Consider the following 20973-nt stretch of genomic DNA (forward strand, 5'->3'; position numbering starts at 1 on the left):
GGTTTTCCGGGGGGCACTATTGTTGACCATCGGTCAGGTCGCGGCCTATCTGGGCGTGACAGTGCGGGCCATCCGCCACTACCACCAGAGGGGTCTGCTGCCCGAGCCGGCGCGTGATGTCTCGGGGTACCGGCGCTATGGGGCAGACGCGATCGTCACGCTGGTGCGGATCAGGACCCTGTCGGACGCGGGCGTCCCGCTGGCACGGATCGAGGAACTGATGGGGGCCTCGCCCGCACAGTTCTCGTCCTCGGTCGCGGCGATCGACGACGATCTGAGGGACCAGATCAGGGACTTGAAGAGGCGCCGCAGCCGGATCGCCGAACTGTCTGCCGGCGAGCGGCTGTTCCTGCCGCAGGAGGTCGTGGTCCTGCTGGACCGCCTCCAGGAGATCGGACTCAGTCCGGAGGCGGTGCGGACCGAGCGCGACTCGTGGATCCTGCTGGTGGCGCAGTACCCCGACCAGGTGCCGGGGTGGGCGCTGCAGAAGCAGGCGATGTTCGAGGACCCCGCCTTCCAGCGGCTGTACCTGACCGCCGACCAGGCCGCCGGCTGGGACCGCAACGACCCGCGGCTGGAGGCGCTCGCGGACGAGGTGAACGGCTTCGGCGGCCTCCGTACGCCGGGCTCGGACGGCGCCGAGCCGATCCTGGCTCTCGACGCCCTGGTCGCCGTCACGCTGATGGCAGCGCAGACCGGCAAGCCGGTGCCCGCCTGGGAGCGGTTGATCGAACTGTGTCGCAGCCGGGCAACGGCCACCTGACCCGGGGGCACACCTGGTCACCCTGAACACACCCCCCCGCGCCGCCGTCAGGGCCGCCGTCCCGGAAGCAGCGATGCGGGCAGCAGCGCCAGCGCGAGCACAACCGCCCGCAACCGGCGTCGGCGATCCGGAACCCGACACGAATGATCACGAAATACCGATGGGTTGCCGACGCCCAGCAGCTGCGCGGTCTCCGGGAACCGTGCGTGCCACTCCCAGTGCGTCTGCGGGTTCGCCGGCGCCGGCACCTCACCGTCCTCGATGCTCTGCTTGAGGTGGTCGGCGAGCGGGGACGGCGTAGAACTCGCCGAGGTCGATCCGCATGCGCCCGGGGGGGCGTCCGTACTCGCGCAGCTGGCGCTCCGCCTCCGTGATGGCCCGGGGGCGGGTGTGCCAGGTGTGGCGCAGGTAGGCGTCCAGCGCGCGGCTGCGCCGCTCCGCCGTCTCGTTCGCGGGCTGGCCGAGCTAGGCGCGCAGCACCTGATCGAGCTCGCCGTAGCGCCGGTCGTGTTCGAGGGGCTTCAGGAACACGGTCGGTTGCCTCTACAGGTAGAACGGGACGGTGGTCAGAACGACGAACCCGTACGGGCTGGCGGCTCACGGCGCAGTACGACGCGGGCGGCGCGGACGTCGACGGGTTCCTGCCCGGCGAGCAGCATCGCCTCCAGCTGTACCCGGCCGACGGGCTCCTCACGGGACGGCTAGGCGGCCTCGATGGTGAGGCGACCCCGCGTCCCCTGGGCGAGCCAGCGGTGGATGACCTGCTCGTTGGCGGTCACCACCTGCTGGGTGGCCCACTGGGCGGCCTCCCGGTCGGGGTAGGTGGCGGATCGGGTCAGCATCGGATCATTGTCTCAATTCGCGTTGAACGACCAGAAGACGCCGACCTCGTCCGCGGACACCGCGATCAGGCCGAGGTCCATCATGAAGTCGGTGAAGGGGTGACCGCCTTCGAGGTCCCGCGCCAGGAAGTCGGGCGCGTCGCAGGTGCGGGCGAGATCGGAGGAGGTCCAGAACGCCGCATCGGGGCCGAACCGGTCCAGCACGGTCCGGGCGTCCGCGAGCACCGCGTCCCGGTCCTCCCGGGACCGGACCGGGGAGCCCTCGAAGAACCACTCCTGCGCGAGCGAGGCGAGCAGCTCGACGGCGGCGCCGGCCGTGATCGGCCGGAGCCCGGCGCGAAGACTCTCGGCGGTCAGCGCAAGGAACGGGTAGAAGGGGTAACCGCCCTCCCATCCCTCCTTGAACGTCTCCGAATCCCGGGCGGACCAGCCCCGTGGATCGGCGACCGACCGCTCCATGACGGCGAGGACGTCCTCGGCCCAGCCCTCGTGCAGCCGGGGGCCGCTCCTGGCGAGGGTGTAGACGTCCTCCAGGAGCCGTAGCAGCGCGGCGTCCCAGGTGACGGCATCGATGGATCGGGTCGGCACGGTTTCCTCCTCTCGGGCTCAGCAGTCGAATGTCCAGAACAGCCCGACCTCGGTGTCGGAGACGATGACCAGGCCGGCGTCCTCCCAGTAGAACGTCATCGGGGTATAGCCCCAGTGGGAGGCCCCGAAGTCCAGCGTGCCGTCCCTGCCCGCGCCGACGGTGACATTGGTGTAGCAGGTGAACGTGTCCCCATAGCGGGCGAGGATGGTGCGGGCCAGGGCCTGCAGCTCGTCGAAGCTCTCGGTGAACCGTTCGAGGTTCCGCAGGGTGCAGCCGCCGTCGGTGAGTGCGAGGAGGAGGTTCTCGGCGCTCGCACGGTCGATTTCGTGCAACCGTTCCCCGACGTCGGCCGGCGTGAGCCGACGCTGGGGATTGGCCTCATGGGGCGGGCGGAAGGGGAAGGCGGGCACTTCCGTCGTGCGCTCGTTCGCGGTGTCATCGAGCCCGGCCCAGCCGCGCGGGTCGGGGACGGCGCGTTCCATGACGGCGAGCACGTCGGTCCGCCAGTCCTCGTGCTTGCGCGGACCGGTGGCGCTGAACGCGAACGCGTCCTCGTAGAGGTGCCGTACCGCCGCTTCCCAGGACGTCTGGTCGATGGACAATTTCGAAGGGCCTTTCTCACTTGCAGAGACGACCAGGAGGCGGCTCCGAGAAGCCGATGCAGTTCCGCGAGCACACCGGCCGCATCGCTGTGGTGCTGCAGGAGCTCGGCGGCGCAGTCCGCGCTCGCTGCGGGGTACGCGTCGGCCTGGTTGTCCCCGTTGATGAAGAGCCCCTCTCGATGACGCCCGTCCGGTAGGCGTCGGGCCACCGCTCCGCGTTCGTCGAGCAGGCGCGGACGCCATCAATTCGCACGGTCCCCGCGTCCTTGGCCGTGCGCCGGCCGACAGCGACGCCGAGGCGCCGCTGCTCGGGTTCCTTCAGTCCGGGGACGTTGGCGGCGTCCAGACGCTTCGCGAGTTGCCCGCCGAAGAAGGTCTCCGCTTCGAGATCGCTGACGAGCTGAGTCACGTTGCCCAACAGCACCGTGGTGTGCCGTGCCAGCACCCAGCGGACCCAGATCAGGGAGCATGTACGCACGTCTCAGCAACCTCCTCGGTGACCTCGTGGACGTCGGCGCGACCATGGCCGGTGCCGTACCGGTCGCGGATCTCCGCGAGCTGCGTGGCCATCTTCCGTGCGTTGTCAGGTATCGCCCGCAGCACGTCGTTCGGTGCCAGGTTCGGCTTGACGGCGTGAGCGACGATCCCGTGCGCCGCGCTGAGGAGCGCGCTGTACGGAGCGTTGTCTGCGTACACGTCGCCGTTCGCTTCGGTGGTGACCCGGGCGACGGACTCGGTCAGCTCCTTGGCCGCCCCGACGACGTGCGCAAAGTCCTCAGATGCGACCGCCCGGACCAGACGCTGGTACGCGCCGTCAATGGCAACCCAGTGTCCCGGCCTGATCCGTTTTGGTCGGGGGAGGGGTTCCTGCACCAAGATCCGGATCACCGTAGGACTCCTCCTCGCACGACGCTTCCAGCAGGCATCAGCGCCCCTGGGGACCCGTGCCCTTCGCTGTCTTTCTGCGGTCATTTTGGCAGGCCTGAGATGCGCAGCTGCGGGTTGTGGGGCGAGAGGGCGGCTGCCCTCTCGCGCTCTCCCGCAACGTCCCGCCGTGGCCGTGAAGTGGTCCAACGCCGCCGCCGTGCGCGGCAGGAAAGAACGGTGGTGGCGCCGGTTCAGACGGGGTTGGTCGTCGCTTTGACGCGCACGCCACCTGAGCGGTCGTCGACCAGGCCGTCGCCGCCGCGGCTGCGGCCCAAGCACCCGCGCCCGCTCCGGCGGCGACCACAGCTCCCGCTCGCGACCGCTCCGGCTTCGGCTCCGGCTGACGCCCGTGTGCCCGCACCCGCCGCTGCTCCGGGCACCGCTCCCGCTCCTGCCGCTGCGCCGCCGCCGGTGCGGGAGGCCGTCGATCCGTGGGAGCCGCCCGCGAGTACGGATGCGAAGCGCTCCTGGGGCCCGCTGACCGAGGGATTGAGTGTGCCCCGGGACCTGGACCTCGGCGACCGGGCGAAGGCGCTGGAACAGCTCGGCGTGAACCGGCTCGCGCACGCCGCGATCGTGGGCGTCGTCAAGGACGTGCTGCCCGAGACGCAGGTGGGCCTCCTGGTCGGCTCTCGCCAGTGGCCCCTGCTAGCCCACCGCATGGACCAGATCCGCGATCAGGGCGGCACCGGCCTTCTCGCCGCGCACCTGGCCCGCCTCGGTGACAACACCTCCGGGAAGGACGGCCCGTCTCCACCACGGTGGGCCGCCTCGCCCGGGTCTCCCTGGAGGCGGCCCGCTCCCGGTCCATCACCAGGCCCGCCGCCGCGGCACCCGGGCAGCAGGCCCCGACGGAAGCCGCCGTCCCCACCCGCCGGCAGCAGGCCGCACCGGCCAAGGCCGCGGGGCGTACGCGGTGACGGCGGGAACTCCCGCACCCGTCGGCGGGGCGTCCGGGCGGGCGCGGACCGGGTACGGGCGGCCTGGTGGGCGCTGTCGGGCCGGGACTGGATCGCTGCCCGGCGCCTGCTGCTGGCTGGCGCTTCTGCTCGCGGCCGCGTGGTGGGGGGACCACCTCGGTCTGGTGCAGGCGGACTTCACTCTGACGGTGCTGGGCGGCACGGCTGCCGTGGCCTCCTTGTACCGGGCGCCGTATACCGGCCGCAGCCCGCCCCGCCTCCGGCCGGGCCCGCCCTCAAAGGAAGTCCCGCGGCACGCCGTACGCGAGGCGGCACTGGGCCCGGCGCCTGACCGGGGAGAACCGCGAGGAAGGGGGAGACGGATGGTGATGACGGGCAGGCAGCGCCGGGCCGGTGGCAGTGCGCTGGCCGGGACGGTGGTCACCGAACCCCGCGCGGACGGCGCCCGCCCGCCGTCAGGCGTCGGTGGCTGGGGGTCTGCTGCTGCGGCGTCGGCGGATGCTCACCGCGGTTGCGGCGGCAAGGAGAAGACAGAACAGGACAGGTCCGGTGAAGACGCCCCATCCCCAGGCGGCCATGCCGAGTACGGTGAAGGGCAGGGCCGCGAGGAGGACGGCGGGTGCCGTGCGCAGCCGGGCGAACGCGGGGCGTCCGGCTAGGACCAGTCCGGCTGCTGCCGGTACGGCGAAGCGGAGGGCGTCGGCTGCCTCCGGCAGGGGGCCCAGGGTCAGCACGCCGGTCAGGAACGCCGTCCACACCAGTACGGCGGCCAGTCCGCCCGCCGTACGGACGCGCGGCTGCGGGCGCATGTCGGCCGGGCAGAACAGGGCCGCCAGTGCGGCGAGAAACAGCGGTGTCCTTACGAAGAACGTGGGCTCGAAACCTCCGCCGAGCCTGTACAGGTCGATGACCCCGGTCGCCGCGCAGCCCGCCGCCACGGTCCAGGCACCTGCGGTCCAGTGGCCGCTCAGGGCGGTCGCGGCGCCCAGCACCATGACGAAGTGGGTCGCCGCCAGCATGATGAACGGGACGGCGAGTTCTGCAGGCAGGGTGGGCGCTGTAACGGCAGGCAGCATCATCCCGGTCCACCAGACCGCGCTCGCCCCGACGGCCGCGATGGCGAACGGGGCCACCGCCGCGAGGAGCTGCCCGGAGCGCCGGGCCGAACCGACCCCGAGCCGCATGCGCAGGGCGTGCCCGGTGACGTCCAGGGCCTCCCGGATCCGGGCGGCCCGGCCCGCTCCGCGCGTGGCCTCGCGGTGGGCCACGGCGATCTCGTCGCCGAACTCCCGGCGAAACCCAGCCGGGTAGAGCCTCAGCAGCGCGGTCACGCTGTCACCGTCCCCTTCGCGAAGCCGACCGGGCCGGGCGCAGCCTTCGCGCCGAGTCCGAGGCGCCGGGTAGCCTCCTGGGCGGTGCGGGCGATCCGGGCCGCCTCGGCGGCCAGGACCTCGCGCCCCTGTGGCGCCAGCGCGTAGCTGCGCCGCCTGCGGCCGTCGACCACCTCTTCCTCGTGGACGGCGATGAGCTGCTGGTCGAGGAGCCGTTCGAGGGCCCCGTACAGCGTTCCGGTACGCATCTTCATGCGGCCTTCCGAGATCTTCTCGACCTCCTGGGCGATCGCGTACCCGTGCCGCGGGGCGTCGGCGATCGCGGTGAGGATGAGGAGAGTCGGTTCGCGCAGGGCTCGGGTGTCCACGCACGTCACCATAGATCGGTAGTCGGCATATGTCGATGGCCGACCTGTACGGGATCGCCTGGCGCCTTTCCTCCTGGGTTCCGACCTCGCGCATCCCGTTGCGCGGCAGCCGGGCGCCGTGGTCACCGTTCGGCGCCCCGGGGGCCGCGTGGATCGGTCCCGGCTGACGGACACCCCGCTGTGCGGCGTGCATGGCGGCACCTTCGCGGCGGAGCCGGCCGACTACCTGTAGGCCGTCCGGCGAGTGGCGGGGTCCGCGGAGGCGCCCCCCGCTTCCGCCTGTCTGGCACCGGTTCGCAGCCCCCCGCATGGGTGATTCTTGCCCTCGCGTACGCGTAGGCGGCTTGTGCGGGGTGCTCCCAACTCCCCCCAAGCAAGGTTCTTGACAGTAAACGGGATCTTTCATCATGTTTCCGGCGCAGCCCGGTCGTCGGGTGGCGGCCCTCGCGCGCCGCCGGGACCCGCCGGCCCTGCTCGACCGGCACGTCCCTCTCGGCCCCGACCAGGCCGCACGGCACCTGGGCGTCCGCCACGTTGACTTCGACCAGGACGTCAGGCTCGGTTGGGTTGCCCCGGCCAGATCGGTGGAGATCGACTACAAGCACCACGGCGGCGTCACCGTGGCCCCGCTGTACTCACTTCCCTGTTGGATTGGTGTCCCTGCCTCACTCGTGGGAGGACGTGCCCGGACCCGACGATCCAGTGGTCCCGCCGCACCGCGTCGTAGCCGGCGGCCCAATCAGCCGATACGCGGATCCGGTGTGGACTCGGGCACCGCTTCTCGGCAACCTCAGCGCACACAGGCCACGATTCACTGGGAGACATACCCGAAAACGACCAGAGAGTCCTTCCGGCTTCTGACCTGGAATCAGATCAATCTGGAACTGCCGCAGAGCTTTCGGTACGAGCGCGGAGCGAGCTGGACATCATGTGCCAGCGCCAGCCTTATCCACGCCACGTCCTGTTCGTGGGGACCTTCGCGTGCTGGTTGGAGGAACGCGGCGTCACCCATCCCGCAATCCTGTCTGCGCGAGGGCCTCAACGCCCGCCTGGAAGGCCGCCGCACCCCGCCCGGAGGCGGAGTCACGGCCGTCTTCGCGGTAGTCCTTCGGGCCCGTACGGCCTTCTTCACGCCGAGTTCGCCGAGCCGTTCGCGCTGCTCGTCGTCCAGCCGGCTCCAGTCGCGCGGCTGGGTGGTGAGCCAGAGTCCGATGTCCTTCCCTTGCTGGGTCGCCCCCGGGTCGACCACGGTCAGGCGGCACCCTCGGCGAGGAGCTGTGGGCCAGGCGGGCTGGGCAGTCCGGCGTGGTATTCGTCGACTGGCGTGCGGGTCCTGCCTTGGCTGGTCCGGTGCGCGCGAGGGGATGAGGGGCTCATTTGCCTGTTGGTGTATGAGCGGTGCCGCCGTACGAGGCGGTCAGGGCTTCGGCAACGGCGGTCGCATCTGCGTCGGCTACGTCTGCCGGGTATTCGGGCAGGAGGTCGTCCCAGACGGCCAGCCACGACCCGTACAACTGGGTCTGTCCCTCGGGCCGGGCGAAGAACCACACATGCAGGTGTGCGGATCCGTCGCCGATCCGGTAGACGTGCGCTCGAGAGATGTGGGGCAGTGCCTGCACGTGGCGGACGATCTGAGTGGTGAGCACGCCCAGCTCGGCGGCCAGCCCGTCAGGCAGATCGGCCATGTCGTAGTGGTCGCGTGGGTACAGCATCAGCACCAATGGCACACCGACGCCTGGTACCCGGGCCAGTCGCCAGCGGTCGTTGAGCCAGATACCTTTGTCGCGGGAGCGGCACTCATCGCAGTCCGTCGGGTCCTCACCGTGCCGCCGCGGCTCGGGCAGAACCGGCGGGCGGAGCGCAGACACGCGTAGTCCATCCGCCTCAAAGGGGCTGATGTCCCATCCGGCCATTCTTGCCAGCGGAAGCCGAAGCTCATCATCCGCAGCCGCACGTGCGTGGTCGTAGAACTCATCGGGTCGCAAGGCCATGATCGTAAGACTAACTGCGCCTGTGAATGGGTGCGGTGGTGGCACTGGGTGGGCGTCAGCGAGGGCGGGACGGGTGTCCCTGGGCACGCTGAGCCGCGGTATATGGCTGTCACAGAGTGACCAAGCTGGTGCTGGCAGGTGCCAAGCGAGAAGGTGGCTCGCTGTCATAAGCGTGCCTGTTTTTACAGTCCTAAAGACAATGGCCCCTGAGCAGTCGTCACGCTTGTGACCTGCGGTTGTGCAGGTTGGCTGAGTGGTTGCCTGCCGACTGTACTGGCTCACCGAATCTCCGTAGAGTCTGGGGCACGCAGCTGTCTGACCTGTGTAGTTCCTAGCTGGGGCCTGGCTGCGCAGGTTGGTTGCGACGCCGCGTGTGATTGTCCCTTGGGCTGCATGGCCTGTCCTGTCGGTCGATTGCCCTGTTTGGGCTGGTAGCCGTGGTGCGTGGGACAGCCTGGCGCGGTGAAGCCGGTGTCATCGAAATGAGTTGTCCTGGACACCGGAGTGCGGTGTCGCAACCGGTAGCCGACTCCTGGGGCCGGAGTCGCTGACCGGCGCAGCAGGGCCGCCATCCTCATCGGGTGGCGGCCCGCACTACAGCTCTCACTGCTCGCCCGAGGGACTCCAGACGGCAGGACCGCCTCCGCGCCACTCGATGAGTAGCGGATCGTCCAGGCGGACGGTGTCGGGGTCCAGGCCGGCCCGCCGCAGGAACTCCAGCAAGTCGGCGGGGCCGAGGGCGCGGCCGAGAATCTCACCGTCGCAGCGGACGCGGCGCCCGCCCTGGGCGTCCGGCGGATAGACGACTACACGCGGGGCAGGGCTCATCCCTCCACCCTGGCGGGCGCTGCTCACTCCAGCACTCCCAGGGCGGTATCAGGGCGACAGTGGGGGCAGGCAGGAACGCCGTCGGCGAGTAGGCCGCGTAGCTGCTCCGGGGTCGCGGGCACACAGCGCTGGCCGGTGTCCCAGCAGTCCCCGGCGTGGACTCGGGCCGGGGGCCGGCCGCCTCCGATCCCGCGCTCGACCAGCCACGCGGGCGGCTCTCTCTGCGGGCGCCGCAGTGCCGCGGCGGCCTTGGCCTCCTCGGCCGCGTTCAGCGCGCGCTCCGCGCGGCCGAGCTGGCCGCGCAGGTAGGTGACCAGTGTCCGCAGGCGAGACAGGTCGGGCGGCAGGACGGACACGGCTCTTCAGCTCCCGTACTGCGCCCGCCGCGCGGCCTTGCACGCCTCGCATAAGCTGGCCCTAAACCCGTACCGGCATATGGGGGCGTGGCACTTTGCGCAGGGGCCGGTCTGCGAAGGGACCAGGTGGCGATCTGTGGTCTGCCGGTGGGGGCCGGGGCGGGCGAGGTCGTGGCGCTGCTCCCGGGGTGAGGGGGTCTCTATTCCATCACGTGTTCGATTTCTTGCGCGATGGCTCGCCAGTCAGCGGTAGATCTGGTGACACAGTGAGGCCACAGCGGGACTGGTGTGCTGCTGAACGTGAACGAAGCCAGGGCTGTTTGACCTGCACTGATGGCGAGATTTCGGCCTGGTGTGGCTGATAATCGTTCGGGACGTGCTTGGGGCTGGGGGCGCATCCGGTAGTAGCGGTCGCCGAGACGTCGAGGTGCGGGGGGCTATGGGACTGCAGGTTACGTCGGATGCTGTCGAGGCACGTGGGGACAGGTTCGATTGGTTTTGCGAGACAGTGTCCAACGATGTGATGCCTGTGACGCTCAGCACCAGCCATGCGGCCGACTTCCAGGCGAGTGTGACCCACCTCGATCTCGGAGTGGTAGGGCTGGGCGCTGTGGCTTGCTCACCAGTGCTCTCGCGCCGCACCTTGTCTCATGTTCGGCGCGGCGATCCCGAGCACTTGCAGCTGGCGCTCATCACGAAAGGTACGTTCAGGATCTCTCAGCGTGGCAACGACTCGGTGCTCGCGGGGGGACTCGTACTCACGGACACGTCGCGACCGAGTGAGGGGGCTTGTATAGGTGGGCAGGTGGAGACGGTCATCATGCGGATTCCACGCCAGGCCCTGGCGCTGAGCTGGAACCGGGTGGACAGACTCCTTGGGCAGAGCCTGGCCGCAGACGCGGGCTCAGGGGCGATCCTCGCCGACTTCATGAAGTCGCTGCTCACCCGCGGCCCGGGCACTCACCCGGAAGAGTTGCGCAGGATGGGGTCCATCACCCTCGACTTGGCCACGGCGTTCCTTGCGCAGCGGCTCGGGGACCCCGGTGAGGCGCCTGCCGAGGCTCGTGCGCAGGAGACGCTGCAGCGGGTCTACCGCTTCATCGAGAACAATCTGTGTGATCCGGGCCTGACCCTGCAGATGATCGCCGATCGACACAGCATATCCCTGCGGTCTCTCCATATGCTCTTCGAGGACGAGCCCCTGACCGTCGCGGCGCACATTCGCCAAAGCCGTCTGGAGCGCGCCCACACCGACCTTGCGAGCGCGGATCTGAGCCGTCAGCCCGTCCAGACGGTCGCGGCCCGCTGGGGCTTTTCCAACGCCACTGCGTTCAGCCGGGCGTTCCGCGTAGCTTACGGCGTCACCCCTACCGAGCATCGTGAACTCTCCCTGGCCGCCTCACGCCACGCAGAGCACAAGTCCCCTGGCCCTCCCCGCACGCCATGAGCGCTGCCCGCACGGCCCTGACTTCGTTACTGGAGACACCGTCCCCATCTGAACGGGCGAAGCGCGGCAGTCTGGCGGGGAGTTCGGTGAGGGCTTGGTCCTGCGCGTCGGTGGCGGCTTTCTCGTCGCCGAGGCGGGAGAGGAGCAGGGACCGGAACACGTTCAGCCGCAACCACGGCACGGCGTGGTCCTAGGTCTGCTCGTGGGAGTCGGCGTTGTCGAAGATATGGCGGCCCTGGGTGTTGGGCGAGCGCGGGCCGTCGCATGGTCGCCGCGGAGGGCGGCAGCATTGGGACCAGCCCCTGGCGAACATTGTGCGTTCTCCCCGACCGCCCCACTGCAGGCAGAGCACAGAAACCCTGCACGCAATGACCACTACCGCGCCTTGCTCATGACTAGATTCTCCGCTGGAGAGAGCGCCACAGCGTGAGTTGCGAAGGCCAATCGCACTGCCTTGGCAGAGCGGCTGGCGGCTGCTCGTGTGGGTGCCGATGGGTAGAGTTCTTCTGAGGGTGGAGACAGCGCATGGCTGGAAAGATCGGAAAATTTGTGGCGACGGCTGCGGCTGCGGCGGCGTTGGTGACGTTTGCGGGGAGCCCCGCAAGTGCGGGCGTCATGGCGTACAACCAGCGTAGTGTCTGGTTGAACGGCCATCCGAAGGACTCCGACGACCAGGCGTGTGTCAATCGGACCATATGGCTGAAGAGTTCCGACTACACGTGGACGATGTCCTTTGACGGGGGCTACACGACCCGCGAGTTGTACCTGGAGGCGGGGACCTACTACTGGGTCGACTGCATCGTCCCCTGGGACGGCCGCTATCAACAGTATTCCCGTCTGTCCAAGGCCGGTTCAGAGCCGGCGATGATTAACGTTGACGGGTACGGCCACCCGGCGGGCACGTTCCGCTTCGGCTCGACACTCCTCCCATTCGACCAGTAGGCCTGGACCCCGTGAAACGGGGTCAGCCTCCCGCGTTCCGCGGGAGGCCCTCGGGCCCGCGGAACGGGCCCGTTCGGGTGGAGCGCAGCGAAGCCCGAACATTCCGAAGCGCAGCGCAGGACTCCGGCCTGATGATGTGCGTTTGTTTGGCGCTGCCAGCCGCCCGCGTCAGCGGGCTGGTCCTGGAGGCGGAGCCGGAAGGACCGGGGTGGGGGAGCGGAGCGGACCCGCCCAACGGGCCGTAGGACCGGACCCCGTGAAACGGAGTCACTCAGGCCTGCGGGGCACGGCCCTAGCCTTGGGCCTGCCCGACCGGGCGACCGAGCCCGTGACCGGTCACCCGCATCTACGTGACCGATCCGTCTCCCGCCATCGGCTAAACCACAGCTCAGCGGCGTGACTGACCCGTGCAACTCCCCGCGAGATCCGGTCACCCGTGCAGTATGGCGGCTCGCTCGATAAGGCGGACCCTGCTTGAGGGAGCCAGCGTTGCCGAGACAGGCTTGCCCCGCTCTCGAGCGAGAGGCTTGCCCAACCCGTCAGGGGGCTTGCCCGGGGCGGAAGCGGGCCCGCCGGTCGCGGCCTTCTCGGCGGTCGTGACTGTCAGCCTGTCGTGGCTGTCGGCCTCTTCGGCAAGCCTGCCCGCCGGTGAGCTTGCCCAGGGAACTGGTTCTAACTTCAGCCGTACAGGGGGCAGGAGTGGTGGGCGGTGGGTCTTGGTTTTGGGATCAAGATCAAGTTAGCATCCGTATTGTCGTATTTCCGGGCCGGCACTTGTCGGTAGTTTGAGGGGGATTTTGTGAGGGACAGTGTTGTTCGTAGGGGGCGTCGAGCCTTCTCTGTGGCGGTTATTGGTGCTGCAGTAGCTCTTTCTTCTTCACCTGCATCTGCAGTTGATGGTGCAGGCAACATCATCAACCAGAATAGTGGGAAGTGCCTTGAGGTCGCGGACTGGAGCCAGGCGAATGGGGCCACTGTCCGCCAGTGGACCTGTTCGGGTGGCGCGAACCAGAAGTGGTTCCCCGCGTTCAATGCGACTGGAAAGGTATACATGAATAAAAACAGCGGTAAGCTCCTCGAAATCGCCGACTGGAGTCAGTCCAATGGGGCTCTTGCCCGGCAATGGTCAGGCGGTTTTGCGGATGGGGGAGTGCAGGCGAACCAGGCGTGGGGCCGGGTACTGCCTTAAGGGTGGTTAGGGCCGCTTCAGGAGTAGGTGCTTCGGAAGCGGCATTCGTCTCCAAGCGCGACGGCTCGTCAGTTGACGGGAGCAGGACGGCAGGATGCCCTCGGGCGCTGGCAGGTGCAGCCCCGGGGGCTACCGGGGCCATGCCGGAGGCTGGTCCTGGAGGCGGAGCCGGAAGGACCCGGGTGGGGGAGCGGAGCGGACCCGCCCAACGGGATGATGGCTCAGACCCATGAAATGGGGTCACCCAGGCCTGCTCAGGCCGTTCGGGTGGAGCGCAGCGGAACCCCGAACCCGTCCGAAGCGAAGCGCAGGACACCGGCCCGAAGGGCCGGCCCTGGCTCGGCGAAGCCGAGTGATGATTTGCGCGGTATCCGGCCGGTCGCGGCGTTGTCGTTGGTTGGCCAGCCACACTACAGTGCGGTGCTCGGCCCTGTCCGGCAGCTTCTCGACTGCCCCGCAGCCGAGCAGGCTGCCGGACGAGGTGCTGAGTCAGGGCCGTCACGCCCTTGTGGAAGGCTTCCGCCCCGTCCAGACGTGGTGGCCGTGCTCGGTTTCGCGGGCGCTGTACGGGCCCGTACGACCCGCGCCGGGGTGATGCTGCTACGCGGCGTTTGGTTGTCCATGGGGCCGCGGAGGCTGTCTGGTGGGTCGGTGCTTGGTTTGTGCTGGTCAGGTCGGTACGCGTGCCGCGCGTCGGGGACAGTGTGATGCAACGAGGTCCGTGTGTCGTTGAGGGGGTGGGTAGTTGGGATGTCAGGGGGTCGGTGAGCTGGGATATTGCAGGTTGGGTTGAGAACGGGGTGCGCCGGGTGGGAGCGGTTTGACCTGCTGTTCTTTCAGGTTGGTTGAGAATCTTGTTGGTGTTGCAGATGGCGTCTGGGTCTAAAGGACTGAGGCGTCATTTCGCGTTCTCAGGTGTTTGTGCAGGTCAGCGCGGTGTTCGGTGGGTGGGGGTGCGGGTTTTTGGTTGGTGTGTGGTTTCGGCGTGGTGGTCGAGGTGGATCGCGTCGAGGGTGGCTTTGGTGATGCGTTCGGTGCCGTCATGGATGGCGGTGATGGCGGCTTGTCGGATGAGTCGGGTGAGGCTTCCGATGCGGCCGGCGGTGCGCCTGTGGAGGTAGGCGGCATGTTGGGGGAGGGTGCCGGGTTTGTGGTGGTGGAGGTCGAGGGCGTTTTCGAGGTCGGTGACGGTGTCGGTGAAGGGATGCTTGTTGCCGAGGCGTGCGGGGAGTGGCCCACACTGGATGAGTGAGGCCCTGCCTGCGAGTTGCGCGCCGCGGACACCGGTGAACAGGGGCGTCTGAGTGACGTCGATGCCGGCGTACACGAAGGTCGCTTGGATGCGTTCGGTGAGGTCTTTGATGAGGTCGGCGGTTTCGGCGCCGGTGGTGGTGCGGGGGTCGACGCGGTGGATCTCGTCGATGAGGACGAGGCGGACCCCGGCCTGGTTGTAGGTGTGGCAGACGCTCTCGGTGATCTGGGTCTGCGTCATCCGGGCAGTGATCGGGATGCCGAGATAACGGGCGAACTCCGCCGCGAGCATCTTCGCGGTCGCTCCCGGCGGGACCAGAACGTACGCGACGGGGACCTGGACGTCCGACGGCTTGCCGGGTGGGGGCGCAGTGCGGGTATGTGCGAGGTGGCAGGTGCGTCCGACGTGGAGGAGGGCAGTGGTCTTTCCCGCTGCGGCAGGCCCGGTGACGATCAGGGACGGCCGGGCGGTCTGCTGGTGGCGGCCGAGGACCATCAGGGTGCGGACGCTGGTGGCGAGGGTGTCGATGGCTGGGGTGCGGACGGTGACGAACGCGGAGTGGTAGGCCAGCCGCTCCTCAACGCTACGGGGAGGGGTATCAGGTGTGGGCGGTACTGGGGGCGGGGTGTGGGCGAACTCCTGCCAGCCCTGCCAGGTCGTGATGGGCCAGCTCTGCCGTACCGGTTCCTCGCTGCTGTCCGGCTAACGCCTACGTCAAGACGCGGCCGTGCCGATCGCACGCTGGGGTCATTCCTGGCCGGGGCTGGTGTGGGTGGGGAGCGGTTCCGGCCGGGGGCTTTCAGGGGTCGTGTGGGTGGGGCGTAGGTGGGTGTTGCGGCTGGGGCCGTGCCATTCGAGGCAGAGGACGGTGGCGTCGTCGTTGAGTCTGCCGCCGTGGTGGTCGAGGACGGCGTGCATGAGGCGGCGCAGGGTTTCGGGGACGGGTAGGCCGTCGGCGTGGTGACGGATGATGAAGTCGGTGAATTGGGCGAGGCCGAATTCACGCCCGCGGTTGTCTCTCGCTTCGGTGATGCCGTCGGTGTAGAGCAGGACGTGGTCGCCGGGTTCCAGCTGTTCGCGGCAGAGCGTGACGGGAAGATTGAGCTGTGTGCCCAGCGGGTGGGCGGGTGCGCAGTTCAAGGTGGTGGTCCAGCGGCCGGCGCGGATCAGGACCGGCGGGTGATGGCCGCGGTTGACCCAGCTGAGCAGTCCGCTGGCGGCATTCAGGTCGGCCAAGACCGCGGTGACGTAGGTGCGGTGTCCGAAGTGGTCGACCAGGACCTGCTCGATGCACTCGCTGGTGGTGACCAGGTCGGTGTCCTGGCGGCGGTGGTTGCGGCAGGCCGCCACGGCTAGGTTGGCGGTCAGCCCGGCGTGGCTGTCGTGTCCCATGGCGTCGAAGACCGCGATGTGGACCTCGTCACCGGCGATCGCGTAGTCGAAGGCATCCCCGCCGATCTCGTAGGCCGGCTCCATCGCCGCGGCGATCACCACGTCCCGGTTGGCGAACGTACGCGGCGGCAACAGATTCCACTGCAGTTCCGCCGCCACATTCATCGGCGCGGTACGCACCAGGCGGGCGGCGGCGTCACTGCTGGGGCGTTTGCTGGCCACCAGCATGCCCATCAACGAGGCCACCGCCTCCAGCCGCTCGCAGCCATCGCCGTCGGACAGATCGCCCCGCAGAACACCGAGGCGCTCGGTGCCGTCCAGTACGGGAACCCACCAGCGGCCGTGTTCGCCGGTCGCGCCCCGCTGGGGGTGGCTGCTGGCGAAGACGCGTCCGGGCAGCGTGCCGTCCATGGTGAAGACCTCACCGCCCTCGGCGGCGTCCAGGCCACGTCCGGTGACCTCGATGAGAACCTGCTGGCGCAGGTCCGTCAGGTACAGCCGCACGTCCGTCATTCCCGCCTGGCTGGTGTGCTGGGCCAGCAGCTCCGGGAGCTGGTCGAAGCCCGCCAGGTGCCCCTCACGGAGCATGCCGGTGAACATCCGCAGCACACGCTCGGTCTCGTCCACGCCCGCCATCTCTCTTCCGGCCTGGGCGGCTGTTGCTTTCAGCATCCCAGGTACCGGCATGAAAGGCGCCGAGACACTTCGCACCGGAGGTAAAGGTCACCGTGGGGGCGCGTGGATGCTTTTTGCCGGTCCAGGTCCGGGGCCGGGGCGGGTCCTGGGCGGGTCCGGGGCGGGGGCGAGGGCGGGGGCACCGGTGGTGAGGCAGCGGATCATGTGCCAGCCGAAGTCGCCGACGGCGCCGGTGAGGTCTGGAGTCGTCCGCCCGGTAGGCCCTACGCAGAGTGGCGTCACCAATGACGCCACCCCCCTTCCGCTGTCAGGCGGGGCGACGTCGTCACTGATCGACGGTCTACGAGCGTGCTGGTCTTCGACCTGGACGAGCACACGGTGTTCGACGGTGCCATCCCCGATCTCTGGATGCCGCCCGCAGTCTCGGCCTGGCCGTCCATCTCAGCGGCCTTCCACCGCAGGTGCGGGGCATGATCGACCGGCACATGGATGTTTCACCCTGCGTGAGGACCTGGCCGCCGCAGTCGATGCCTGCTTGAGCTCACGCCCACGCACCGGCGTCAGCCTCGCGGCCACTGCTCGCGCAGGCGCCTCAAGGAGGCCGTACGCAAGGCAAGGGCCAAGAGCTGACCTGGCGACCCTTCCGCCCTCACCCCGGTCATCGGCCGCCCGGCAGGCTCTGTCGGGCGCCCGATGTCGCCGGGGGAGCCGAGGATTCACGCGGAGGCGTCCTCGGTCTGCGGCCTCCTGACCGTGGTGGAGCGACGGCGGGCGCGGCGGCGGGCGCGGCCGGTGGCGGTGTACCACTGGGCGGCGAGCACGGTGGCCAGGGCGATCTCGGCGATGTCGCCGCCGTAGTACATCAGCTGGGCACCGCCCTGAAGGTCTGCGGAGGTGAAGGCGGTACCGGGCGGAGGCAGCACTGCACTGGCACCACTTCTACGACGCCTCCACCCTCGGCGTCGGCTTGCTGACCGGTGACCGGCTGCGCTTGTGCAGCTCGGACGAGGAGGCAGATTCGGACCCACGTTCGACGGTGGATGCATGTCCCTTTGGACATATGAGCATGGCGGCAGGGGGCATGGGCCTCGCATGAACCCGCACCCCCCTGCGCGGAATGAGCGACATGGTGTACTCGCGACACTCCCCCGCACGCCGCCCGGCGGGGCAGCCGTCCGGGTGCCGGCGGCTGCCCGATGGGGAGGAGCTGTGAACACGGTGCGGCCGTCCCGTTCTCTCGCTTACACCATCGCCCGCCTACGGCGCTTGGCGGACTTCCACGGCCGCGCGGCAACCGGGGCGGGCGACGCTTCGCCGAGGCACGGGCTCGCCTTGGCCGGTTTCGGGGTCTACGCCGGCTGCTGGGCTCTCCTGGTACGGACCCGTGGCAACCGTGATGCGGCGCCCGTGGCGCTCCCGGAGGTACTGCTGACGGGGACGGCCACCTTCCGTCTGACCCGACTGCTCAGCAAGGCCAAGGTCACCCGGCCGTTGCGCGCCCCATTCACCGACGTGGAGGAAGCAGGAGCCCCGGCGGAGTTCAACGAGATGCCCAAGCCCGGCCACCAGACGGTCGGGGAGCTGCTGACCTGCCCGTTCTGCCTGGGCGTATGGGTGGCGACCGGCCTCACCGCGGCCCGCATGGTCTGGCCGCGGACAGCGTCCGCCGTGGCGCGGACGCTGGCTGCGGTCGCGGTCTCCGACGCCCTGAACCTGGGCTTTACGGCTCTCGTCAAAGCGGTCGAGGAAGACGACCCCCCCCGGTTGACCGGTGGCCGCCGCGCCCTCGAACGGGGCTTGCGCCCCCGCCATGGCCGCGGCAGGCCATCTCCGTGCCGGGCCGCCGGCCCCGGTTATCCACAGACCCCGTTCATCCAAAATATGAGTGTTCCGGTGGGTGGAAGACAGCATCTGCACCCGGCAAGGTCAGCGCATAGCCCGTTGGTGGACGACGGCTCGAAGAGCGACCCGAAGGCGAGGAGGCGGGCCACGGCGCAGCCCCCAACTCCAGAGGCGTCGCAGCGACACGTCCGCCCATGCCGCCGAGCAGCCGGCAGCTCCGTGGCGTGATTTCGAAAGACTGCTGGACGAGTGCACGCCCTGATGGAAGGCCGCACGCCCCCCGCCTACAGAAGACAACGGAAACGAGGTAACCCGACAATCCATGACGGGCGTTACGGCGCCTGCGAGAGGGCAGGAGCCGGTGAGGCGCGCTCGCCCCCTGACTACGTGCCGCGAACCGACCGGACAGCTGACGGAATCCTCTTGGCCCAAGTGTGAGCAGCAACCCCATGCCCTCGTCCATCGCACGACAGAGCATCGAGCAGCTCGGCGGGGAAGCCAGCATCCTGACCCGCCAACGACGGGACCACGAGGAACTCGACCGGCTCATGCGCAGCTACGACGCCGACCCGCACCCGCCCGAAGAGCGACAGCAGATCCTCAAGGACATCATCCAGCTCACCTTTACGCACGCCTTCGCCGAAGAGACCGTTCTCTGGCCGGCCCTGCGGCGACTCCACCCGGACGGCGATGCTCTGACCTCTCGCGTGGAGCAGGAACACCAGGAGATCAACGTCCTCGTCGCCGCCATCGAGCGCACAGATCCGGCCCACCCCAGGCACCGCGAACTCACCTCCCGGGCCTTCGACGTCATCCGCCAGGACATCCGCGACGAGGAAGACCTGCTCCTTCCCCGCCTGCAGGAGGCCTCGGTGACGACAGGGCACGACTGCGGAGGCTGGGCACCGCCTGGGAAACCGTACGGCGCACTGCGCCCACACATCCCCATCCGTCAGTACCGCGCCGGCCTCCCGGCAACGCACTGGCCGGCGTGCCGCTGAGCCTGTACGACCGTGCCCGCGACACAACGTCGGCACGCCGCGGGGCGAAGGTCGCTATCGTCCTCACCGCCGTCTTGGCCGCCTGGCTCCTGCGAGCCGCGATACGGCACCGCAGCTGAGCAGTGCGCCCAGGCATACTGCGCCGAGTTCGGCCAAGCTTCCCTTCTTCATGGCATGCGCTTCCAAGGGCCGGTCGGGGCCGGAGAGAGCACCTGGACCCTTCCTGCTTCAGGTCCTATCAGCGCGACATCCCGATTTGCCTGGGCCGTGAGACCGGACACGTCGCGGATATGAAGCCCGGGGACGACGCCACCCCCAACCGGCTGACCACCACCAGGCCCTCGGGGAAGACCGAGACCGATCTCGTGGTCGATTTCGACCTCTACCGTGCCGTGCACAGCGGATCCGCCGTGGACCTCGACATCTGGAAAGACCACATCGTCAAGATCAGCGCGGCGGGCAAAAGTAGCCGCATCGAGCACACGGCGCTGCCCGCCACTGTGCGGATATGGCTGCTCCTCACGTTCGGAACACTGACAGCGCTGGTGTGCTGTGCTGGCGGGCAAAGGGACGCCATGGATCTGGATCGGCATTTGCGTCGCCCCGTTGCTCGCCATCTGGACGGCCTTCGCATCCACCGCGGCCCTTGGGTTCGTCGAATGGTGGGCTGTGGCAATATCCATCGTGTTCTGGCTACCCGCACCAGCGATTACTGCTGCCTTCCTCATATTCCACCGTGACTCATGAGCCGATGCGGACGGCGGCCAGGCGTTCGCCTTGCAGCTCCTCCGTGTGGCCGTGGGGGACCAAGACGTGTCCTTCGCGGACGGCGTACCGAGCGAGGTCGGTGCGGCTTGTGTCCGACGGTGGCGGGCCCATGTCGTGTTCGTCAGCCGGGCATGCCGAGAGCGGTGTCCGGGCCGCAGTACGGGCAGGGTTCCACGCCTTCGGCGAGCATGCGCCGCGCCTGCTCCCGGCCGATGGGCTTGCCCTTGCCCATCTGGCACGCGCCGAGGTGAACACGCAACACTTGTGGGCCGCCGGGGGTCCGTACCGCCTCCGCCTCCGCCTTCCAGTCCGGAGGCGGCGGCAGGGGAAGGCGGCTCTGCTCCTCGGCCAGGGCCGCCTCCAGGGCGGCGATGGTGCGCGCGACCTGGTGCTGCTGCCAGGTCAGCCACGCCTGGACGGCCCGCCACCGCTCCAGCCGCTCCTTCGTGTCGCTCATGACGGTCGCGCTCCTGGGTCGGAGACGGTGAAGGTGCCGTCGGCGTAGTGCACCACCAGCTGCTGTTCCCCTCCCACAGCGATCTCGGCGGCCCGCCGCAGCTCCACCCGCCGGACCGCGCTGTACCCGCCGGCCCGCCAGAGCGGGTGCCCGCTGATCAGGCAGGAGAGCCGGATCAGCTCCCGCCGCAGCTCCGCCCCACCTCGTTCCGGCCGGACCGCGAGCAGGTTGTACGTGCGGGTCCACTGCTGCTGGAGGTGGATCAGGTCGTCGGGGAAGAGGAGTGGTGCCATCCACTTAGTGAAACATGTGTTCGAATACTTGCGCGACGCGCCCACGAGGTCATCTCCAGGGGCGGCGAAACGGTTCACTACAGTGCCGTCATCGAGAGGACCCGCCCATGAGCACCCCCATGCCGCGCCCTGTGCCCGTGACCTAGGGCCTGTGTGATGTCGTGATCAGCTTCTGAGTTCTTCACTCTTCGCGGAGTGGGATCCGGTAGGACTGTGGTCGTGACCCGTAGGCAACTC

Annotated in this window: 21 protein-coding genes and 2 pseudogenes; 7 read left to right on the top strand and 16 right to left on the bottom strand. The window is 69.0% G+C overall.

The window, feature by feature from the left end; translation table 11 throughout:
- Nucleotides 1–22: 22 nt before the first annotated feature.
- A complete protein-coding gene (locus tag ACWGH1_RS10005) occupies nucleotides 23–763 on the top strand; it encodes a MerR family transcriptional regulator (protein WP_453354770.1) in 741 nt (246 codons plus the stop codon).
- 125 nt (nucleotides 764–888) lie between these two features.
- On the opposite strand, the pseudogene ACWGH1_RS10010 reads toward ACWGH1_RS10005, so the two are convergent.
- The 11 genes and pseudogenes from ACWGH1_RS10010 to ACWGH1_RS10060 form a co-directional block, all read right to left on the bottom strand.
- A pseudogene (locus ACWGH1_RS10010) lies at nucleotides 889–1294 on the bottom strand (contact-dependent growth inhibition system immunity protein); the annotation flags it as partial.
- A gap of 12 nt (nucleotides 1295–1306) precedes the next feature.
- Nucleotides 1307–1605, bottom strand: a pseudogene (locus ACWGH1_RS10015) (RNase A-like domain-containing protein).
- A 12-nt stretch (nucleotides 1606–1617) separates the two neighbouring features.
- Entirely contained in the window at nucleotides 1618–2193 is a 576-nt protein-coding gene (locus ACWGH1_RS10020; protein WP_453354769.1) for a hypothetical protein, read from the bottom strand.
- Between the two features lie 18 nt (nucleotides 2194–2211).
- Nucleotides 2212–2796, bottom strand: coding sequence for a hypothetical protein (locus tag ACWGH1_RS10025; RefSeq protein ID WP_453354768.1), 585 nt, complete (start codon nucleotides 2794–2796; stop codon nucleotides 2212–2214).
- 16 nt (nucleotides 2797–2812) lie between these two features.
- Complete coding sequence (locus ACWGH1_RS10030) at nucleotides 2813–3274, bottom strand: hypothetical protein (protein ID WP_453354767.1); 462 nt, start codon at nucleotides 3272–3274, stop codon at nucleotides 2813–2815.
- A complete protein-coding gene (locus ACWGH1_RS10035) occupies nucleotides 3256–3669 on the bottom strand; it encodes a hypothetical protein (protein ID WP_453408592.1) in 414 nt (137 codons plus the stop codon). The genes ACWGH1_RS10030 and ACWGH1_RS10035 overlap by 19 nt, the downstream gene beginning before the upstream one ends.
- A gap of 1429 nt (nucleotides 3670–5098) precedes the next feature.
- A complete protein-coding gene (locus ACWGH1_RS10040; RefSeq protein ID WP_453357219.1) occupies nucleotides 5099–5974 on the bottom strand; it encodes a hypothetical protein in 876 nt (291 codons plus the stop codon).
- Nucleotides 5971–6354, bottom strand: a complete 384-nt coding sequence (locus tag ACWGH1_RS10045; protein WP_453408593.1) for a PadR family transcriptional regulator — start codon at nucleotides 6352–6354, stop codon at nucleotides 5971–5973. Before ACWGH1_RS10045 ends, ACWGH1_RS10040 begins: the two co-directional genes overlap by 4 nt.
- Nucleotides 6355–7715: 1361 nt before the next feature.
- Nucleotides 7716–8333 carry a hypothetical protein gene (locus ACWGH1_RS10050; RefSeq protein ID WP_453357234.1) on the bottom strand — a complete coding sequence of 206 codons (618 nt, stop codon included), beginning with the start codon at nucleotides 8331–8333 and terminating at the stop codon, nucleotides 7716–7718.
- Between the two features lie 603 nt (nucleotides 8334–8936).
- Nucleotides 8937–9161 carry a hypothetical protein gene (locus ACWGH1_RS10055; RefSeq protein ID WP_453357233.1) on the bottom strand — a complete coding sequence of 75 codons (225 nt, stop codon included), beginning with the start codon at nucleotides 9159–9161 and terminating at the stop codon, nucleotides 8937–8939.
- Nucleotides 9162–9184: 23 nt separating this feature from the next.
- Nucleotides 9185–9517 (bottom strand): DUF6233 domain-containing protein, encoded by a 333-nt coding sequence (locus ACWGH1_RS10060; RefSeq protein WP_453408594.1) that lies wholly within the window; start codon nucleotides 9515–9517, stop codon nucleotides 9185–9187.
- Between the two features lie 523 nt (nucleotides 9518–10040).
- Between ACWGH1_RS10060 and ACWGH1_RS10065 the strand changes: the two genes are divergently transcribed.
- The 3 genes from ACWGH1_RS10065 to ACWGH1_RS10075 all read left to right on the top strand — a co-directional run bounded on the left by ACWGH1_RS10065 (nucleotide 10041) and on the right by ACWGH1_RS10075 (nucleotide 13095).
- Nucleotides 10041–10964, top strand: a complete 924-nt coding sequence (locus ACWGH1_RS10065) for an AraC-like ligand-binding domain-containing protein (RefSeq protein ID WP_453357269.1) — start codon at nucleotides 10041–10043, stop codon at nucleotides 10962–10964.
- 525 nt (nucleotides 10965–11489) lie between these two features.
- Nucleotides 11490–11906, top strand: a complete 417-nt coding sequence (locus ACWGH1_RS10070) for a hypothetical protein (protein WP_453408595.1) — start codon at nucleotides 11490–11492, stop codon at nucleotides 11904–11906.
- Nucleotides 11907–12747: 841 nt separating this feature from the next.
- Nucleotides 12748–13095: an RICIN domain-containing protein gene (locus tag ACWGH1_RS10075; RefSeq protein WP_453355387.1), complete on the top strand. Its 348-nt coding sequence runs from the start codon at nucleotides 12748–12750 to the stop codon at nucleotides 13093–13095.
- A gap of 928 nt (nucleotides 13096–14023) precedes the next feature.
- Here the strand turns inward: ACWGH1_RS10075 and ACWGH1_RS10080 are convergent.
- The 3 genes from ACWGH1_RS10080 to ACWGH1_RS10090 all read right to left on the bottom strand — a co-directional run bounded on the left by ACWGH1_RS10080 (nucleotide 14024) and on the right by ACWGH1_RS10090 (nucleotide 17298).
- Nucleotides 14024–15010 carry a TniB family NTP-binding protein gene (locus tag ACWGH1_RS10080; protein WP_453355390.1) on the bottom strand — a complete coding sequence of 329 codons (987 nt, stop codon included), beginning with the start codon at nucleotides 15008–15010 and terminating at the stop codon, nucleotides 14024–14026.
- An 84-nt stretch (nucleotides 15011–15094) separates the two neighbouring features.
- Nucleotides 15095–16339 (bottom strand): PP2C family protein-serine/threonine phosphatase, encoded by a 1245-nt coding sequence (locus ACWGH1_RS10085; RefSeq protein ID WP_453355391.1) that lies wholly within the window; start codon nucleotides 16337–16339, stop codon nucleotides 15095–15097.
- A 752-nt stretch (nucleotides 16340–17091) separates the two neighbouring features.
- On the bottom strand, nucleotides 17092–17298 hold the full coding sequence (locus tag ACWGH1_RS10090) for a hypothetical protein (protein WP_453355388.1): 207 nt from the start codon (nucleotides 17296–17298) through the stop codon (nucleotides 17092–17094).
- A gap of 169 nt (nucleotides 17299–17467) precedes the next feature.
- Here ACWGH1_RS10090 and ACWGH1_RS10095 point away from each other — a divergent pair, with 169 nt between their 5' ends.
- The 3 genes from ACWGH1_RS10095 to ACWGH1_RS10105 all read left to right on the top strand — a co-directional run bounded on the left by ACWGH1_RS10095 (nucleotide 17468) and on the right by ACWGH1_RS10105 (nucleotide 19958).
- A complete protein-coding gene (locus ACWGH1_RS10095; RefSeq protein WP_453408596.1) occupies nucleotides 17468–18445 on the top strand; it encodes a DUF1360 domain-containing protein in 978 nt (325 codons plus the stop codon).
- A gap of 221 nt (nucleotides 18446–18666) precedes the next feature.
- Entirely contained in the window at nucleotides 18667–19218 is a 552-nt protein-coding gene (locus tag ACWGH1_RS10100; RefSeq protein WP_453357115.1) for a hemerythrin domain-containing protein, read from the top strand.
- 290 nt (nucleotides 19219–19508) lie between these two features.
- Nucleotides 19509–19958 carry a hypothetical protein gene (locus ACWGH1_RS10105; protein ID WP_453357116.1) on the top strand — a complete coding sequence of 150 codons (450 nt, stop codon included), beginning with the start codon at nucleotides 19509–19511 and terminating at the stop codon, nucleotides 19956–19958.
- A 149-nt stretch (nucleotides 19959–20107) separates the two neighbouring features.
- Here ACWGH1_RS10105 and ACWGH1_RS10110 read toward each other — a convergent pair whose 3' ends face one another.
- Together ACWGH1_RS10110 and ACWGH1_RS10115 are read right to left on the bottom strand one after the other, a co-directional pair.
- Nucleotides 20108–20443, bottom strand: a complete 336-nt coding sequence (locus ACWGH1_RS10110; RefSeq protein WP_453357117.1) for a DUF6233 domain-containing protein — start codon at nucleotides 20441–20443, stop codon at nucleotides 20108–20110.
- Nucleotides 20440–20736, bottom strand: coding sequence for a hypothetical protein (locus ACWGH1_RS10115; RefSeq protein ID WP_453357118.1), 297 nt, complete (start codon nucleotides 20734–20736; stop codon nucleotides 20440–20442). The genes ACWGH1_RS10110 and ACWGH1_RS10115 overlap by 4 nt, the downstream gene beginning before the upstream one ends.
- Nucleotides 20737–20973: the final 237 nt, after the last annotated feature.

It is taken from the genome of Streptomyces sp. NPDC054883, from assembly GCF_053610645.1.

Coding starts and splice junctions, on each gene's coding strand:
- ACWGH1_RS10045 (WP_453408593.1), bottom strand. CDS start 6,354: ATGGTGACGTGCGTGGACACCCGAGCCCTGCGCGAACCGACTCTCCTC.
- ACWGH1_RS10050 (WP_453357234.1), bottom strand. CDS start 8,333: ATGGCCTTGCGACCCGATGAGTTCTACGACCACGCACGTGCGGCTGCG.
- ACWGH1_RS10055 (WP_453357233.1), bottom strand. CDS start 9,161: ATGAGCCCTGCCCCGCGTGTAGTCGTCTATCCGCCGGACGCCCAGGGC.
- ACWGH1_RS10065 (WP_453357269.1), top strand. CDS start 10,041: ATGCCTGTGACGCTCAGCACCAGCCATGCGGCCGACTTCCAGGCGAGT.
- ACWGH1_RS10070 (WP_453408595.1), top strand. CDS start 11,490: ATGGCTGGAAAGATCGGAAAATTTGTGGCGACGGCTGCGGCTGCGGCG.
- ACWGH1_RS10085 (WP_453355391.1), bottom strand. CDS start 16,339: ATGTTCACCGGCATGCTCCGTGAGGGGCACCTGGCGGGCTTCGACCAG.
- ACWGH1_RS10095 (WP_453408596.1), top strand. CDS start 17,468: ATGAACCCGCACCCCCCTGCGCGGAATGAGCGACATGGTGTACTCGCG.
- ACWGH1_RS10100 (WP_453357115.1), top strand. CDS start 18,667: ATGCCCTCGTCCATCGCACGACAGAGCATCGAGCAGCTCGGCGGGGAA.
- ACWGH1_RS10105 (WP_453357116.1), top strand. CDS start 19,509: ATGAAGCCCGGGGACGACGCCACCCCCAACCGGCTGACCACCACCAGG.
- ACWGH1_RS10110 (WP_453357117.1), bottom strand. CDS start 20,443: ATGAGCGACACGAAGGAGCGGCTGGAGCGGTGGCGGGCCGTCCAGGCG.
- ACWGH1_RS10115 (WP_453357118.1), bottom strand. CDS start 20,736: ATGGCACCACTCCTCTTCCCCGACGACCTGATCCACCTCCAGCAGCAG.